This is a genomic window from Salinicoccus halitifaciens (assembly GCF_021026095.1).
GTDB classification, from domain to species: domain Bacteria; phylum Bacillota; class Bacilli; order Staphylococcales; family Salinicoccaceae; genus Lacicoccus; species Lacicoccus halitifaciens.
In genome coordinates this window covers 133,120-148,489 of the sequence record NZ_JAJNCU010000004.1, presented here as the reverse complement: position 1 = coordinate 148,489, position 15,370 = coordinate 133,120, and the positions used below count along the sequence as shown (strand labels likewise).

The following is a 15,370-nucleotide window of genomic DNA, read 5'->3' as shown; positions in this document are numbered from 1 at the left end:
TCAAACCGCCCCTTTATTAGTGTTAAAATGTAGGAAACTGATAAGGGGGATTTTTTGTGTCGAAAAAAGTGGATATCCAAGATATATTCAATATCAAATCGGTGGCTTCACCTGTAGCGGTGCCGGGTAGGAACGCAGTTACATATTCAGTGACCCATCTGGATGAGGAAGAGAACATTTACGTGACGAACCTTTATAAGCATGACGATTCCGGCAGCCGCCAATTGAGCTATAAAAAGGAGCGCATCTCGAACGTGAGGCATTCTCCGGAGGGGACGGAGACAATGTTCATCGCCAAAGGCGAACATGACAAGCCGCAGGTGTTCCTGATCAGACTGGACGGCGGTGAAAGGGAGCAGCTCACGGCGGAAAAAGAAGGGGTGGCGAGTGCACTGTTTTCTAGTGACGGCAGCAGGATCTTCTACCATGTCTCGAATGTGCCGGAAACGGAAAAAGAGATGGCGGAAGCTGAAGCGGAGAAGGATAAAGAGAAGTTCCCTGAGCCCGTCGTCATCAACCGCATGAAATATAAAGCCGACAGCATCGGGCTCGTCAAGGAGAAGTACCAGGCGGTGAAGTCAGTGGATTTGAAGACAAGAGAAGAAGAAACTATCCTGTCGGGTGAGGCGAACTTCACGCTGCATGCCGTGATGGCAAGCGGGACGATCATCTATTCATCGGATGAAAGCGAGGACAGGGACTTCAATTTCTCCGAAAAACTGTACATTAAAAGCAACGGCGGGGAAAGTGAAGAAATCGCAAAAGATGAAGGGTACATCGTTAAAGTGGATGTCAGCCCGGATGAAGCGCATCTGCTGATCACACATATCGGGCGGGAATTCGAAAATGCGACGCATGCACATATCGCCCTTTATGATGTGGAAGACGGGAAATGGTCTGAGCTCACAGCACGGCTGGATAAGCCGGTCGGTGACTATGTGGCGCATGACACCCAGCAGTCGACCGTAATGAATCCGACGGCCTGGATTTCGGAAACAGAATTCCTCTTCCTTGTTTCGGAAATGGGGAGTGTCAACCTTTACCGGGGGGACCTGGAAGGCGGGCTTTCGCCGCTGCTCCGGGACGCCCATCATATACATGGGATAGACGCGGATGAAAACTATGCATATCTTGCGATTTCAAGGCCGGAGCATCCCGGCGAACTGTACCGGTACGATTTGAAAGAGGCCGGGCTCGAGCCCCTGACGTCGGTCAATGAGGCATATGTCAAGGCAACAGAGATTGTGAAGCCTGAAGCGGTGGAATATAAGAGCTTCGATGATACGGTAGTCCATGGATGGTTCATGAAGCCGGCAGGCTTCAAGGCAGGGCGGAAGTATCCGATGGTCACCAACATTCACGGCGGACCGCATGCATTTTATGCGAACACCTTCTTCCATGAGATGCAGGTGTTCGCCGCTAAAGGCTATGCGGTGCTGTATGTGAATCCGCGCGGCTCCCACAGCTACTCCCAGTCGTTCGTCGATGCCGTGAGGGGTGATTACGGCAACGGGGATTACAAAGACATCATGGCGGGTGTGGATCACATCACCGGAAAATATGAGTGGATCGACCAGGACAACCTCGGTGTGACCGGCGGTTCATACGGCGGCTTCATGACGAACTGGATCGTCGGCCATACGAACCGCTTCAAAGCGGCGGTCACGCAGCGCAGCATCTCCAACTGGGTGAGCTTCAGGGGTGTTTCCGACATCGGCTATTATTTCAGTGACTGGCAGATCAAAGCCGATTTCAACGATATTGAGACGATGTGGCACCATTCACCGATCAAGTATGTGGATGATATTGAAACACCGCTCTTGATACTGCACAGTGAGAATGATTACCGCTGTCCGGTGGAACAGGCGGAGCAGCTGTTCATCGCATTGAAATATAAAAAGAAAGATACGACTTTCGTCCGCTTTCCGGCTGCAGACCATAACCTGTCGCGTACAGGCAAACCGAACCTCAGGGTCGAAAGGCTCAAACATCTGACTTCATGGTTCGATGAATATCTGGAGCATGATGTGTCATGATCACCATCATCACCGGTGTCGATGTGTTCGCACCCGTATACTCAGGCATAAATGACGTGGTGATCATCGGCGGACGGATCGCCCTCATTGAAAAGGAGACCGACATCGAGAAGTACCTGGCGCTGGATATCCCGGTCAATATCATAACGGGGGAAGGGAAGATGCTCACACCGGGCATCATCGATCCCCATGTCCACCTGATCGGCGGCGGCGGGGAAGGCGGCTACCACACCCGCACCCCGGAAACGCATATCGGACAGTTCATCGATGCCGGCATCACCACGGCTGTCGGCCTCATCGGCACGGACAAGACGAGCCGGTCGCTTGAGGCGCTCTACGCCAAGTCGAAGGCGCTGACGGCAGAAGGCATCACCGCCCTGATGTATACAGGGAATTACCAGGTTCCGCCGCCGACGATTACCGGGACGCTGGAGCGCGACCTTTATTTAATAGATACAGTGATCGGTACAGCGGAAATTGCGATTTCCGACCACCGCTCGAGCCAGCCCACGACGATGGAGCTCGCAAAAATCGTGGCCGAAACACGGGTGGGCGGCATGACGGCCGGAAAGGCGGGGGTGACCCATTTCCATACAGGCGGCGGCAGGGCAGGGCTCAGCCAGCTGAAGGCACTGATCGAGGACTATGACCTGCCGGCGCATAACATCTATCCGACGCATGTCAACCGGACGGATGATCTGATCGAAGAAGCGGCCGGGCTGACGAAGCTCGGTGCGTATGTGGATATGACCGCCGGGGAGGATATCATTGCTGATGTGGAAAAATTCAAGGCTGCCGGCGGCGATATGGAACGACTCACACTGTCCTCCGACGGCAACGGCAGCCTGCCGGTGTTCGATGCGGCAGGGAATCTTCAGGGGCTCGAAGTGGCAACCCTAAAGACCCTCACCGACAGCGTAAAGGCACTCCATGACAGCGGGGTCCTCTCCACAGGGGAGGCGCTCAGCACCGTCACCCAAAACACCGCAGCGGTGCTGCAGCTCCATGAAAAAGGCCGCATCGCGGAAGGTATGCATGCAGATCTCCTGCTTTTCGATGAAGGCTTCAAGCTGGATACGGTCATCGCGAAAGGGAAAGTGCTCAGGCAGTACGGCAAAACGCTTGTAAAAGGGACTTTCGAATAAAAAAACGGCCCTTGCGGCCGTCAGAATAACCATAATTGGAAGATATGGATTCTGTTCCAAATGTTGAAGAGCACATAACTGAATATGTGGATGCCTATGATACAGAGGATGATCGCCCAGAAGACGTCGACCGGCTCCTCTTTCAGGGAAAGGAAGAGGAAGTAGGCCGGGTACAGGTTGGCACCCGTCAGTATAATCAGAATCGCAAGTCCGAAGATGAGCAGGATATGCTCGGTCCCCATGCCGATCACGTAATAGGAAAACAGGACGGCGAAGAACAGGATGATGGATAAAAGAAACAGGAATGTCGCAAAGACCGCATAATACGAATAGATCACACGGAGCGGGACCTTCCGTTGTTTAAAATAACGCACCAGGAGGTACAAATAGATGATGTTGAAATTGATGAAAAGAAGGAGAATGATCATTCTTAAAATCACAACGGGATAATTGTCGGTCAGAAATCCGCCGGCTTGGCCGATCACGCCATAATTGATCAAGTAAGCGGCAAATCCGGTAATGACGGTATAGAGGGTCAGCAGTGCCAGAGAAAGGAACAGCGGCAGCTGAAAGTTCTCATTGATTTTGGAATGCAGTCTGTTGAAGAACCGGTAAAATCTTCTCATATTCATCACCATTCGTTATAACATTACTTTAAATCATACCACGGTGAGGTTTTATTTATAACTGAAAGACCCCGTGCAAATAAAAAAGCAAAGGATGAGGAACTGAATGTCGATATATAAAGAGAGAGTTTCGAAACTTGCATCAAGTGTCAATGTGGATACTGTGCTGCTCACCGAGCCGTTGAACATCTTCTACTTTACAGGGTGTTTCATCGAACCGCATGAAAGGCTCCTTGCGCTCATCATAGATACGGAGACTGAAGAGACAACGATTTTATATCCGGAGCTCGACCAGGAGATCGTGAATGAGACGGCGACGGTCGTCAATCATCTGCCGCACCGCGACGGGGAAGACCCGTTCGGTTTGTTGTTCGATCAGTTCGCCCGCGGGCAGACGAAATCGATCGGCATCGAAGGCAGCCACCTGGTGTATGAAAGATATATGAAACTGCTCGATGAATATGCCGCTGAAAGCATCTTTTCAATCGACTCGGCGGTCAATGCACTGCGCGGCATCAAAAATGAGGAGGATAAGGCACAGCTGCAGGAAGCGGTCGATATGACGGAGAAGGCCCTGTCGGATCTGACGGAAGCGGGCGTCATCGGCAGGACGGAAAAGGAGATTGCGGATTTTCTGACAGGGAAGCTGAAGTCATATGGCGCAAAAGATGTCTCATTTGGTCCGCTCGTCCTCACCGGTGAGAACTCGGCGCTGCCCCACGGGGAGTCCGGCGATACGGAAGTCCGTCCGGGGGATTTCCTGCTGATAGATTTCGGCGTCGTCACGGAGTCGAGGTATGTCTCCGATATGACACGCACATTCATCATCGGGGAACCGACGGACCAGCAGCGCGAGATTTATGAAGCTGTACTTGAGGCGAACCTCGCAGGGATCGAAGCGGCGGTCCACGGCACACCGATGAAGGAAGTGGACCTTGCAGCGCGGGATGTGATCATCGAAGCGGGATATGGGGATTATTTCACACACCGCATCGGCCACGGCCTCGGCTACGGACTGCATGAACAGCCCTCACTCGACAGCGAAAACGAAGATCCGCTCGAGCCCGGCCATGTGGTGACGATTGAACCGGGCATTTACCAGACCGGGTTCGGCGGCGTGAGGATTGAGGATGCACTCTACATCGGTGAAGAAGGGACGCATAATTTCAACAAGTTTCCAAAGGATATCGAAGAGATCATACTCGAGAGATGAAGAGGCGTCAATTTCTGATGACCGGCCGCAGCAGCAATGTTGCGGCCGGTTTCTTTGAGGAAAATGAGTGGAAATATTGCATATCGGTGTAAATTTCTTGTGAAATAATGTATAATATACTGTGGTTGAAATAAACGGACGGAGGATCGGACTCGTGATGAATAAAAGTCATATGTATCATTTGGATGATTTCAACAACTTTATAATGACAGTCGAAAATGATTCTGATATCGCCATATACAGAGCACTTCTTGAAGGTATACGCGGAGAAAATTATTCCGAGATCAAAAATCTGAAACCTTCTTCCATTGAAGAGGAGGAAGGCCGGTATTTTGCGACTTTATGCGATGAAGAGGATGGCATAGAAACATACCGCAAAATGGAGATTTCGGAACAGCTGTATGAGGATTTGATCTGCGCCCATCACCAGACATTCTACCTGGACAGTTCCTGGAATTCGGAAACGATGGAGCTTTACGAATTTGAAGAATCGCCTTATATATTCAAACCCCTCGAGGTGGAGAGTGAGGCGGGCATTGGTGAAAAGATTGATGATGAAGTGATAGAAAAACGTGAACACATCTTAAACCACTTCCTTGCCGGAAAAAACCAGGGTGCAATCACCATGGCCGACTCAAATACGGTGCTGAATGTGCGCTTTCACTTGAACTGGAAAATAGAAAGATGAAAACGGCCCCGGCGGGGCCGTTTTTTCAATCTCCCGTTTCTTCGAAAAAGACCACCATACCTTCCCGGTCATACATCTCGATGAGCTTGAGCTGGGCCAAATCACCATTGGCATCGAGAGAATAGTCCAAATCGGAGATTTCGGCTGTGTACTTCACATCCTTCTCGACACTTGAAGCGAGATCCGAGAAGACCAGCAGCAGTTCCCCCTGATGATCCACAAGAGTGATTTCCAGCTGATCATCCACTGCCTTATACTTTCCTTTCAAGTGCTTTGCGGAATTGATGATGACCTCTCCCGAATCGAAAGTCAAAGACAATAGCTCACCCCTTTCCTCTTCTGAATCAAATTCCGTTCTCGTCTCCAGAAAATTTGTTGAATCGATGACCTTGAAAGTCCGCCCGTTGAAGTCGTCCTCACTGCATCCGCTCATGAAAATGGCCAGGCACATCAGCATCCCAAAGGAAAAACGTTTCATAAAGCTCCCCCCTCCCTGTTTCCCCCCTTATTTGCGTATGTATATACCATAATTATCTCATAAACCAAAATAAATTTAAAGTAAATTTTTTGAAAAATCAAAATACTTAAGGGGGGTTAAAAGGTGCTTTTGAAGCTGATTTGGAGGGCTTTATGGATAATGCCGGCCTTCATCACCAATTTACTAACAAACGCCATAGTGGTAGCATTATAAATAATAAAAAACCCGATGGAGATGCTTATCATGGACTTTATAGAGAAGGGGACCCCGGCGTTCAACAAAATATCAATCGCATTCTTTGCTGCGGGTTTCAATACTTTCGCAATCCTCTACACCGCACAGCCGCTCATGCCGGAATTCACCGAAGTCTTCGGCGTCACGCCCGCCACTTCGAGTTTATCGCTCACTTTGACGACGCTCGCCCTTGCGGTGAGCATGATCATCTTCGGTTCACTGTCCGAAGCCGTGGGGCGTAAGCAGATCATGGTCACATCGATGTTTGCAGCGTCCCTTTTATGTGTGCTCACCCCTTTAAGCGGGGAGAGTTTCACGATGCTCCTCATACTCAGGACCCTTCAGGGGGTCGTCCTTGCCGGTGTGCCGTCGATAGCGATGGCCTACATCAGTGAGGAGATCCATCCACGAAGCATGCCGCTTGCGATGGGGCTGTACATAAGCGGGAACTCGCTCGGCGCGGTTTTCGGCCGTGTATTCTCCGGGCTTATGGGCGATGTGTTCAACTGGCAGGCCGCCTTCCTCGCAATCGGCATCATCAGCATCATCGCCACCCTGGTATTCTGGAAGCTTTTGAATCCTTCCCGGCATTTTGAAGCCCAGAAACTGTCGGCGGGCGCTTTGCTGGCTTCGCTCATCGGCCACCTGAAGAATCCGGTGCTGCTGTGCCTCTTCGGGACCGGATTCCTGCTGATGGGGATGAACATTGCACTGTTCAGCTATGTGACTTTCGTACTCCTGGGTGATCCGTTCAACATCAGCCAGTCGATCGTCAGCTGGGTCTTCCTCATCCTTCTGATCGGCACGGTCAGCTCCGTCATCAACGGCAATCTGGTCATGCGCCTCGGGCAGGAAAAGGTGATCTATCTCGGGCTTTCAATCCTCACACTCGGGATATTGGTTTTATTCATCCCGAATGTACCGGCGATCATTCTCGGACTGTCGCTGTTCACATACGGGTTCTTCGCAAGCCACTCGGTGGTGAGCGGGCTCGTCGGCAGGAATGCCGCCGGCAATAAGGCCCAGGCGTCTTCGCTCTATCTGTTCTTCTACTATGTGGGGGCGTCGCTGCTCGGGACTTTTGCGGGGCTTTTCTGGACAAGCCACCACTGGCCGGGCGTGGTCACCGTCAATCTCGCCGCAGCCCTGCTGTGTTTTGTGCTCATCGCACTTGCGATCCGGCTCAGGAATAAAGTGCGGGCCGGCACTTAAAATCCAATCTTCATTTTTTAACTGTCCTTTAATTTTACTTTAAGCGCTTTTTAGCCTGCCGCGGCTATCATATAAATAAGATCAAAAGGAGGAGTTAAGATGAAATTCTACAAAAACACATTACTTGCAGGCAGCTTATCCGCAGCGCTGGTGCTCGGTGCCTGTTCGACAGCGAGTGCCTCGGATGATATGGACTGGGAAGATGAGAACCGTGAAGGGACGGTTGAAGTCAAAAGCGGGGAAACATCAGAACTCGGTTATTCCGTGCAGGATGCAGTCGACCTGGCGGGCGAGCGTTTCGAAGGTGTCGTCGTTGAAGTTGAACTGGATGAAGATGACGGCGTGCATTATTATGAGATTGAAATGGAAGACGGCGAAGATGAATATGACATCAAGATCAATGCAGAGGATTTGAGCATCATTGAAGAAGAGACCGACCGTGATGATGGGGATGACAAAGCCGGCAGCACGGAAAATGTGACACCTGCAGATTCCGGGTTCATCGGGATGGATGAAGCGGTGAGGATCGCCAAGGATGAAGCAGGCGGCGGTGAAGTGCATGAGAAGGAATTCGACAGGGACGACAATGAGTACGAAATCGACGTTGTAAAGGACGGTTCCAAGCATGAAGTTGAAATCAATGCAACGACCGGCGAAGTGGAGAAAGTGGATGTTGAAAAGCAATCAGGCGGACAGTCTTCAAGTACCGGTTCAGCCTCTGATTCCGGGTTCATCGGCATGGACGAAGCAGTAAAGATCGCCACAGATAAAACCGGCGGCGGTGAAGTGCATGAGAAGGAGTTCGACAGGGACGACAATGAGTACGAAATCGACGTCATGAAGGACGGCTCCAAGTATGAAGTTGAAATCAATGCAACGACCGGTGAAGTGAAGAAGATCGACCAGGAAAATAAAGCCGGCGGTGAGTACACGAATAACATCGAAGTGGACGGAGACTTCATTTCATCTGAAGAAGCGGCCGGCATCGCAATCGATGCTGCAGGCGGCGGCACGGTGAAAGAATGGGAACTGGATAAGGAAGACAGCGAATACGATTTTGAAATCGACTACGACGGCCGTGAGTACGAAGTTGAAATCAATGCCGCGACCGGTGAAGTGCTCGACGTGGAACAGGACGACTGATCGCAAAGGAACTGGTACAGAACTTTATATGAAAAAAATGAATCCGTATGTTTGCTTTCCCGGGGGCATCGCGCAAGCCTGTAGTCTTGCGCAGATGCTGTTCCCCTGGGAGTCAAACGTACGGATTTTTCGTCTCCTTCATTCAATTTATAATTTTTTAAGGACTTATGTCCCAGACCCTTCATGCTTCTGCAGTCTTATTCTCCTCCGGATAATGTTTGGCGATATAAGCATCGCGTTCCTCCGCCGAGACTCTGGTGATGCCGAATCCGGTGGCTGCCAGTATGATGGCGATGATTGGAACGGTGAAGTTCAGGATTGCAAAAGGTGCATACTCCCATGCGACGACGCCGAGTGTGCCGTAGATGAAGACGCCGCATGTATTCCATGGGACGAAGACGGAAGTCAGCGTGCCGCCGTCTTCAAGTGAACGGGACAAGTTTTTAGAATGGAGTTTATTGTCGATATAAGCCCTTAAGTACATCCTTGAGGGCACGACGATCGAGATATACTGCTCAGAACATGTGACGTTCGTCGTGAAGCAGGACAGGATCGTTGCCGTGATGATGCCGAATGTGCCTTTGGCGATTTTAAGGATCTGATGCATGATGGCACGGAGCATCCCTGAATATTCGAGTATCCCGGCAAAAGTCAGGGCGGCGATCGTCAAAGCGATCGTATACATCATATCCATCAGGCCGCCCCGGTTGAACAGCGTGTCCACCATCTCATTGCCCGACTCGAGCACATAGCCGTTCATCAACGTCGAAGCGGCATCCGCAAGCGTATCTCCCTGGATGAAGATGGTGCATATCACCCCGAGCACCACACCGGTGATAAGCGCCGGCACCGCTTTCATCTTCATTATTATGAAGACGATGACGAGAGCAGGGACGATCAGCAGCCAGGGGCTGATGACGAAATTTTCGCTCATGCCGGACATCATCGCCTGAATATCTTCAGGTGAGGCGGTCGAGCCGCCGATGATGTTGATGCCGATGATGAAATACGCGGTGAGTGCCACGATGAGTCCCGGTATGGTGGTGTACATCATATGTCGGATATGCTCGAAAAGGTCCGTGTTCGTCAATCCTGCAGCGAGGTTCGTCGTATCCGACAGCGGGGACATCTTATCCCCGAAATATGAGCCGGAGATGACCGCACCCGCTATCATGGCGGCATTGATATCCATGCTTATCCCGATGCCCATGCCGGCGACGCCGATGGTCGCCATTGTCGACCATGAACTGCCTATCGCAAGAGAGACGATGGCACAGATGACGCATATCGTGACAAGGAAATACTGGGGACTGATCACCATCAGACCGTAATAGATCATCGAGGCGACGACACCGCCGCTGATCCATGATCCGATGATGAGGCCGACGATCATCAGGATGACGACCGCCGGGAGGGCGAGACGGATCCCCTTATACATCATCTCCTCGATATCAACCCATTTAAAGCCGGAAAATACGGCGACGAGTGCGGCAGTGATGGTACCGATGATCAAAGGCAGATGGGGGTCGGTCTCAAGCACCACGATGGCGTACAGCATCGATGCAATCATCACCACAAGCGGTGTGATGGCCAGGAAAAAATTGAACTCCTTTTTGGTCTTATGTTCAAAAAGCGGCTTTTTGTCCATGACATCGTCCCTTTTTGATTTAATTATACACAGGGAAACCGCTTTCACAAGACAAAATTAGTATAAAAATACACCGCAGGCCAAGCCTCCCGGTGTGATTTGTTGGAAACAAAGTTTTATTTCATTTTTATCTCTTCATACTTCTGGAACCACTCCGGAAAGACCCGTTTGAAGGGGACCGTCTTAAATTCCCCGTCGACCTTTTTGACGACGACATGCGTCGTGGTACCGAAAGTGCACAGCTCCCCGTCACCATTTACAATCTCATATCCGTAAATTGTTTTCATGCCGTTGTTCAGCTGCACCCATGTCCTGACAAAAGCGCGGTCGCCGTATTTCAAAGCTTTTTTATAAGTGATGTCGACGTTATATACAGGTGCGTAATAACCTTCGCGTTCCATGGCCACATAATCATAGCCGATATCCTCGATCAGCTGCATTCGGCCGACTTCCGCCCACTTCAAATAATTGCCGTGATAAACGACACCCATCATGTCTGTATCTGCATACATCACCTGAATCTCTTTTTCAGCAATATAGCCGCTTTCCATAAAAAACGTCCTTTCCCATTCAGATATCCAAAAATTATTATATCATGAATATATTGTCTCATAAATTCAAAGGCCGCGACGGCGGTGATATCAGCATGAAATGATGGGGAAATGCAGCAAGGAATCGGCGTCCGCAACCTCTCTATTAAAATAAATGACTGAATTGACTGAAAATTGACATAAATATCTAGTGTATCATTACAATTTGTGATACATTATATTTAAGCTTAAATGGCGACATGGGAGCATTTAAAGGGGGTCGTTATGTTGGGGATTCAAGAATTCTATAAGCAATTTGTCACAGAAGAGAGGTTAAAGCAGCTTAACGAGAAACGGAACAAGGGGTATCAATCAATTGAGGAGTTTGCAGTCTACAGGCATCGGGAGATCACCAACCCGTATCATATCAGCTGGCTCGTCGAGCAGCTGAATGCACAGGACCTTAAGCTCATCGAGCAACTGAAGTCATCTCAATCGAAGGACGATTATTATACCGTGGAGGCATCAGAGGACGAATATCCTTTTCTGGTTGAACAGTTCATACTTGTTCCTGTCGATGACAAACAGTGTGTGGTCCATGAAGAGATGCTGCGGAGCCTGGTCAAGGAGATGAATATAGACAACAAGGATTTGAAGTGGCTGGAGGAAATCAGTCCGCTGAAAAGGACAATCCTTCTTTCATATGCCGATCTGAAACTGGAGGAGCTGCTGAGGGGGATTACAATCACTCAATTGAAAGAAATTTCGAAAGCGCTTTCACACACGCCGGCCTCACTCCAGAAGGAGGTTTTCGTCGATGAGCTGAAGTCACTGCTGACGGACCGGACACGCATCAAAGATATACTGCTGTCGTTATCGGATGAAAGTTTCCAGGTCATAAAGGAACGGGCCGAGAACGATCACCCGTTTTATGAAAATGCCGGTGAATTCAAAGAGCTGATCAAATCCGGGCTGATCATCAAGCTGGAAGATGACTACGGCATCACTCATCCGAAGATACTCGAGACGATCAGGGAGACGAATTTATCTGAAGTGACGGAACAGCGGTATAAAAATGTCCTGCTGAAGAATAAAAAGATGCACACTTCCTATAATGCATTCAGGATAAAAGTCTCGCTTCCGGGCGGGGAAAATGTGATTTACCGTGAAATGGTCATACCGACGCGCTTGAATTGTTATGAACTCCATCTCATCATCCAGTCCGTCTTCGACTGGAGCAGTATGCGCTATGCAGAATTCATCTACGATAAGGTGGTGATCCGTGTATTTTCAGGGGACACCGATGAAGATGACCGGGAAAAAACGAGGTTCACATCGAGTCATATACAGGTCGATGCACTTCTGACGGAAGGCGGCAGCCTTGCATATATTTATGATTATGAAGCCAGGTGGCTGCATAAGATCGAGCTTGTCGAATTTTTATCGGAAGAAGGAAAGCCTTATCCGGAAATCGTCGACTACACAGGGCCTTCCCCCATAGAAGGATCCAGAGGGATTGAAGATTTTGACAGGCTCTATGCAATCCTTAAGGATAAGGAACATCCTGATTACGAGGAGACGGAGGCATTGGCGAAACGCTCCCATTATAAGATGAGATTTCCTAAAAGTGCAATCAACCGCAGACTCCACAAGTTGTTCGACGTCCAGTACGCGATTACGGAGTTCAATGATGAGAATATCAATCTGGTGGAAAATTGAGGCGGCGCAACGGAATGTTGTGATAAAGTGATGTTAGATGAAGACGGACCTGTTCAGCAGGGAAGCCCGGTTTTATTATCAGCTCACTGGAGGATCATTATGCAATTCGGCAAAGTTGAACATTTATTTACAGGAAAGGCCAAAACTTATGGCGATGACAACGCGGAACGGAAGATGGACCGCAAATGGACGACCGCGATTTACCGCAGCGAGACCGATGAAGCGGTGCATCTGACGGAAACAGGATTTAAAAACGATGAGGTCGGGGATAAGAAAAATCACGGCGGACCCGAAAAGGCGGCTTTCTGTTACACTGTCCGCCACTACGCAGAATGGGAAAAAGAGCTCGGACAGGAAATGGGGCCGGGGGCTTTCGGTGAAAACCTCGCCGTCAGCGGATTGGATGAAACCAATGTATGCATCGGTGATGTTTATCAGCTCGGCGGGGCCAGGGTACAGGTTTCCCAGCCGAGGCGGCCGTGCTGGCGCCCTGCAAGAAGGCACAGGATCATCGACCTTGCGCTCAGGATCGAAGACAGCGGCCGGACCGGGTGGTATTTCAGGGTGATTGAAGAAGGTCGTGTGCAGGCCGGCGACCGCTTCAAACTTCTGGAAAGGCCGCACCCCGAGTGGCCTGTCGATGCCTGCAATGAGGTGATGTACAGGCAGACCGAAAACCTGTCCCTCACAGAAAAACTCAGGGATGTGGAGCTGCTCGCAGGAAGCTGGAAAAAATCCTTGCAGAAGCGTCTCGACGGCATTCCTGAAAATAAGGAACCGAGGGTGTTCGGACCCAATAAATAAGGAACCGGGGAAAACTCCCGGTTCCTTTTATCATGCCTGCTCTTCAATGCTTTTCAGGAATTCGATCATTTCTTTACTCTTCATACGCTGATCCTGACGCTTTTGAATGCGGTCATCGGCCGTCTTGAACAGCCATTCCTCATGCTGGTTCGTCGGATAGACTTTCGGCACTTCGACTTTTTCACCGTCTTCATTGACGGCGACGAATGTCAGGAAGCTGAGGACTGCAAGGTCGCTCTGATATGTAAATGGATTATCCACTTTGATCTGGACGCATACTTCGAGCGAAGACGTCCCCACATGTGATATATATGCCTCATATGTGACGATTTCACCGGCGCGGATCGGCTTTAGAAAGTTCACGGAATCGATGGATGCAGTGACGCAGTTCGTTTCAGCATGCTTCATCGCCGCAATTGCTGCGATCTCATCGATGTTTGCCAGAATCTTGCCCCCGAACATCGTATTCAGATGATTGGTGTGCTCGGGGAACACCTGCGTGGATTTGATGGATTTTGAAAAGCTCATAGGTTTTTTATTGATTGTCATGTCGCCTGCCCCTAAGTTTGAATTTATATGTCTCATCTTATCATAATTTTTTTCACGTTTGGCAACTTTTGTGAAACCGGTAACATATGATTTGAAGACTGTGAGGATAAAGTTTAAAATGAAGGTATCATTATCAGGAGGTTTTTGCATGTCACTTACAGAAAAACTGTTTAAAAAGCTTGAGGAAAAAGAAGACCGCATGATCGAGATCAGGCGTCATCTTCACGAGAATCCTGAACTTTCATTCAAAGAAGAGAAAACTGCCCGTTACATCGCAGATTTCTATAAAGATAAAGATGTGAAGGTCACAGAGAAAATCGAGGGCGAGAACGGCATTGTCGTTGAAATCAACGGCAAAAACGAAGGGAAGACGATCGGCCTCCGTGCGGACTTTGATGCGCTTCCTATCACGGAAGAAACGGATGTGCCGTTCAAGTCGAAAAATGAGGGCGTCATGCATGCCTGCGGACATGACGGGCATACGGCCTACCTGCTGACGCTCGGCGAAGCACTCATCGAGTTGAAGGACGAGTGGGACGGTACGATCAAACTGATCCACCAGCATGCTGAAGAAGTGCCGCCGGGCGGTGCGAAGAGTATCGTCGCTTCCGGCATACTGGATGACCTCGATGAGGTTTACGGCATCCACCTCTTCCCGATGTTTGAAACTGGGGAAGTCGGCCTGGTGGAAGGCAACGCCATGGCCGGACGTTCGAACTTCAATCTCCATATCCAGGGCAGCGGCGGCCACGGTGCGATGCCTGAGACGACGATCGACCCGATCGTTGCAGGTTCCCATTTCGTGACACAGGTGCAGACGATCGTTTCAAGGAGAATGAATCCGAAGCATACGACGGTGGTTTCCGTGACTGCATTTGAAGCACCCGGCGGCCAGAACGTCATCCAGGATAAGGTGACGCTCCGGGGTACCGTGCGTTACATGGAAGAGGAGAATAAAGAGCCGATCCATGACGAGATGGTCAAAATCATCAATGGCCTGGAGACCGCTTTCGGCGTTACATGCGACCTCGAGTACATCTATGATTATCCGGTGCTCTACAACGACCCGGAGAAGACGCAGGCGGTCGGTGAAATTCTGAAGAACAGCAAGGGCGGACACATTAAAAATGTTGCCAGCCATGACCCTTCAAGCGGTTCCGAAGATTTTTCCTACTATCTGCAGAAGACACCGGGGACGTTCATCAACGTCGGTGCAAAACCTGAAGGTGTGGAGAAAGCCTACATCAACCACCATCCGAAGTTCGACATCAATGAAGACTCCCTCCTGATCAGCGCTAAAGTGCTTGGGGAAGTCGTGCTTTCAAGACTTGGAAATGAATGATTA

At 50.0% G+C, this 15,370-nt stretch carries 14 protein-coding genes; 9 read left to right on the top strand and 5 right to left on the bottom strand.

Annotated elements, in window-relative coordinates:
* The first annotated feature begins 56 nt into the window (after positions 1-56).
* Both LPW40_RS13705 and iadA read left to right on the top strand, forming a co-directional pair.
* Positions 57-2,036, top strand: a complete 1,980-nt coding sequence (locus LPW40_RS13705) for a S9 family peptidase (RefSeq protein ID WP_230822004.1) — start codon at positions 57-59, stop codon at positions 2,034-2,036.
* Positions 2,033-3,181 carry a beta-aspartyl-peptidase gene (gene iadA, locus LPW40_RS09395; RefSeq protein WP_230822003.1) on the top strand — a complete coding sequence of 383 codons (1,149 nt, stop codon included), beginning with the start codon at positions 2,033-2,035 and terminating at the stop codon, positions 3,179-3,181. Before LPW40_RS13705 ends, iadA begins: the two co-directional genes overlap by 4 nt.
* A gap of 20 nt (positions 3,182-3,201) precedes the next feature.
* Here iadA and LPW40_RS09390 read toward each other — a convergent pair whose 3' ends face one another.
* Positions 3,202-3,807, bottom strand: a complete 606-nt coding sequence (locus LPW40_RS09390; RefSeq protein ID WP_230822002.1) for a hypothetical protein — start codon at positions 3,805-3,807, stop codon at positions 3,202-3,204.
* 106 nt (positions 3,808-3,913) lie between these two features.
* Here LPW40_RS09390 and LPW40_RS09385 point away from each other — a divergent pair, with 106 nt between their 5' ends.
* On the top strand, positions 3,914-5,020 hold the full coding sequence (locus LPW40_RS09385; RefSeq protein WP_230822001.1) for a M24 family metallopeptidase: 1,107 nt from the start codon (positions 3,914-3,916) through the stop codon (positions 5,018-5,020).
* 157 nt (positions 5,021-5,177) lie between these two features.
* Positions 5,178-5,708, top strand: a complete 531-nt coding sequence (locus LPW40_RS09380; protein WP_230822000.1) for a hypothetical protein — start codon at positions 5,178-5,180, stop codon at positions 5,706-5,708.
* A gap of 25 nt (positions 5,709-5,733) precedes the next feature.
* On the opposite strand, the gene LPW40_RS09375 is transcribed toward LPW40_RS09380, so the two are convergent.
* Entirely contained in the window at positions 5,734-6,186 is a 453-nt protein-coding gene (locus LPW40_RS09375; RefSeq protein WP_230821999.1) for a hypothetical protein, read from the bottom strand.
* 243 nt (positions 6,187-6,429) lie between these two features.
* Here LPW40_RS09375 and LPW40_RS09370 point away from each other — a divergent pair, with 243 nt between their 5' ends.
* Together LPW40_RS09370 and LPW40_RS09365 are read left to right on the top strand one after the other, a co-directional pair.
* On the top strand, positions 6,430-7,632 hold the full coding sequence (locus tag LPW40_RS09370; RefSeq protein ID WP_354542476.1) for an MFS transporter: 1,203 nt from the start codon (positions 6,430-6,432) through the stop codon (positions 7,630-7,632).
* A gap of 99 nt (positions 7,633-7,731) precedes the next feature.
* Positions 7,732-8,775 carry a PepSY domain-containing protein gene (locus tag LPW40_RS09365; RefSeq protein ID WP_230821997.1) on the top strand — a complete coding sequence of 348 codons (1,044 nt, stop codon included), beginning with the start codon at positions 7,732-7,734 and terminating at the stop codon, positions 8,773-8,775.
* A gap of 181 nt (positions 8,776-8,956) precedes the next feature.
* On the opposite strand, the gene nhaC is transcribed toward LPW40_RS09365, so the two are convergent.
* Positions 8,957-10,423: a Na+/H+ antiporter NhaC gene (nhaC, locus tag LPW40_RS09360; RefSeq protein WP_230821996.1), complete on the bottom strand. Its 1,467-nt coding sequence runs from the start codon at positions 10,421-10,423 to the stop codon at positions 8,957-8,959.
* A 116-nt stretch (positions 10,424-10,539) separates the two neighbouring features.
* On the bottom strand, positions 10,540-10,974 hold the full coding sequence (locus LPW40_RS09355) for an acyl-CoA thioesterase (RefSeq protein ID WP_230821995.1): 435 nt from the start codon (positions 10,972-10,974) through the stop codon (positions 10,540-10,542).
* Between the two features lie 264 nt (positions 10,975-11,238).
* On the opposite strand from LPW40_RS09355, the gene LPW40_RS09350 reads away from it, so the two are divergent.
* Together LPW40_RS09350 and LPW40_RS09345 are read left to right on the top strand one after the other, a co-directional pair.
* Complete coding sequence (locus tag LPW40_RS09350; RefSeq protein ID WP_230821994.1) at positions 11,239-12,672, top strand: plasmid pRiA4b ORF-3 family protein; 1,434 nt, start codon at positions 11,239-11,241, stop codon at positions 12,670-12,672.
* 99 nt (positions 12,673-12,771) lie between these two features.
* Complete coding sequence (locus LPW40_RS09345; protein ID WP_230821993.1) at positions 12,772-13,476, top strand: MOSC domain-containing protein; 705 nt, start codon at positions 12,772-12,774, stop codon at positions 13,474-13,476.
* Between the two features lie 30 nt (positions 13,477-13,506).
* On the opposite strand, the gene LPW40_RS09340 is transcribed toward LPW40_RS09345, so the two are convergent.
* On the bottom strand, positions 13,507-14,025 hold the full coding sequence (locus LPW40_RS09340; RefSeq protein WP_230821992.1) for an acyl-CoA thioesterase: 519 nt from the start codon (positions 14,023-14,025) through the stop codon (positions 13,507-13,509).
* A 148-nt stretch (positions 14,026-14,173) separates the two neighbouring features.
* Between LPW40_RS09340 and LPW40_RS09335 the strand changes: the two genes are divergently transcribed.
* Positions 14,174-15,367, top strand: coding sequence for an amidohydrolase (locus tag LPW40_RS09335; protein WP_230821991.1), 1,194 nt, complete (start codon positions 14,174-14,176; stop codon positions 15,365-15,367).
* The last annotated feature ends 3 nt before the right edge of the window (positions 15,368-15,370 follow it).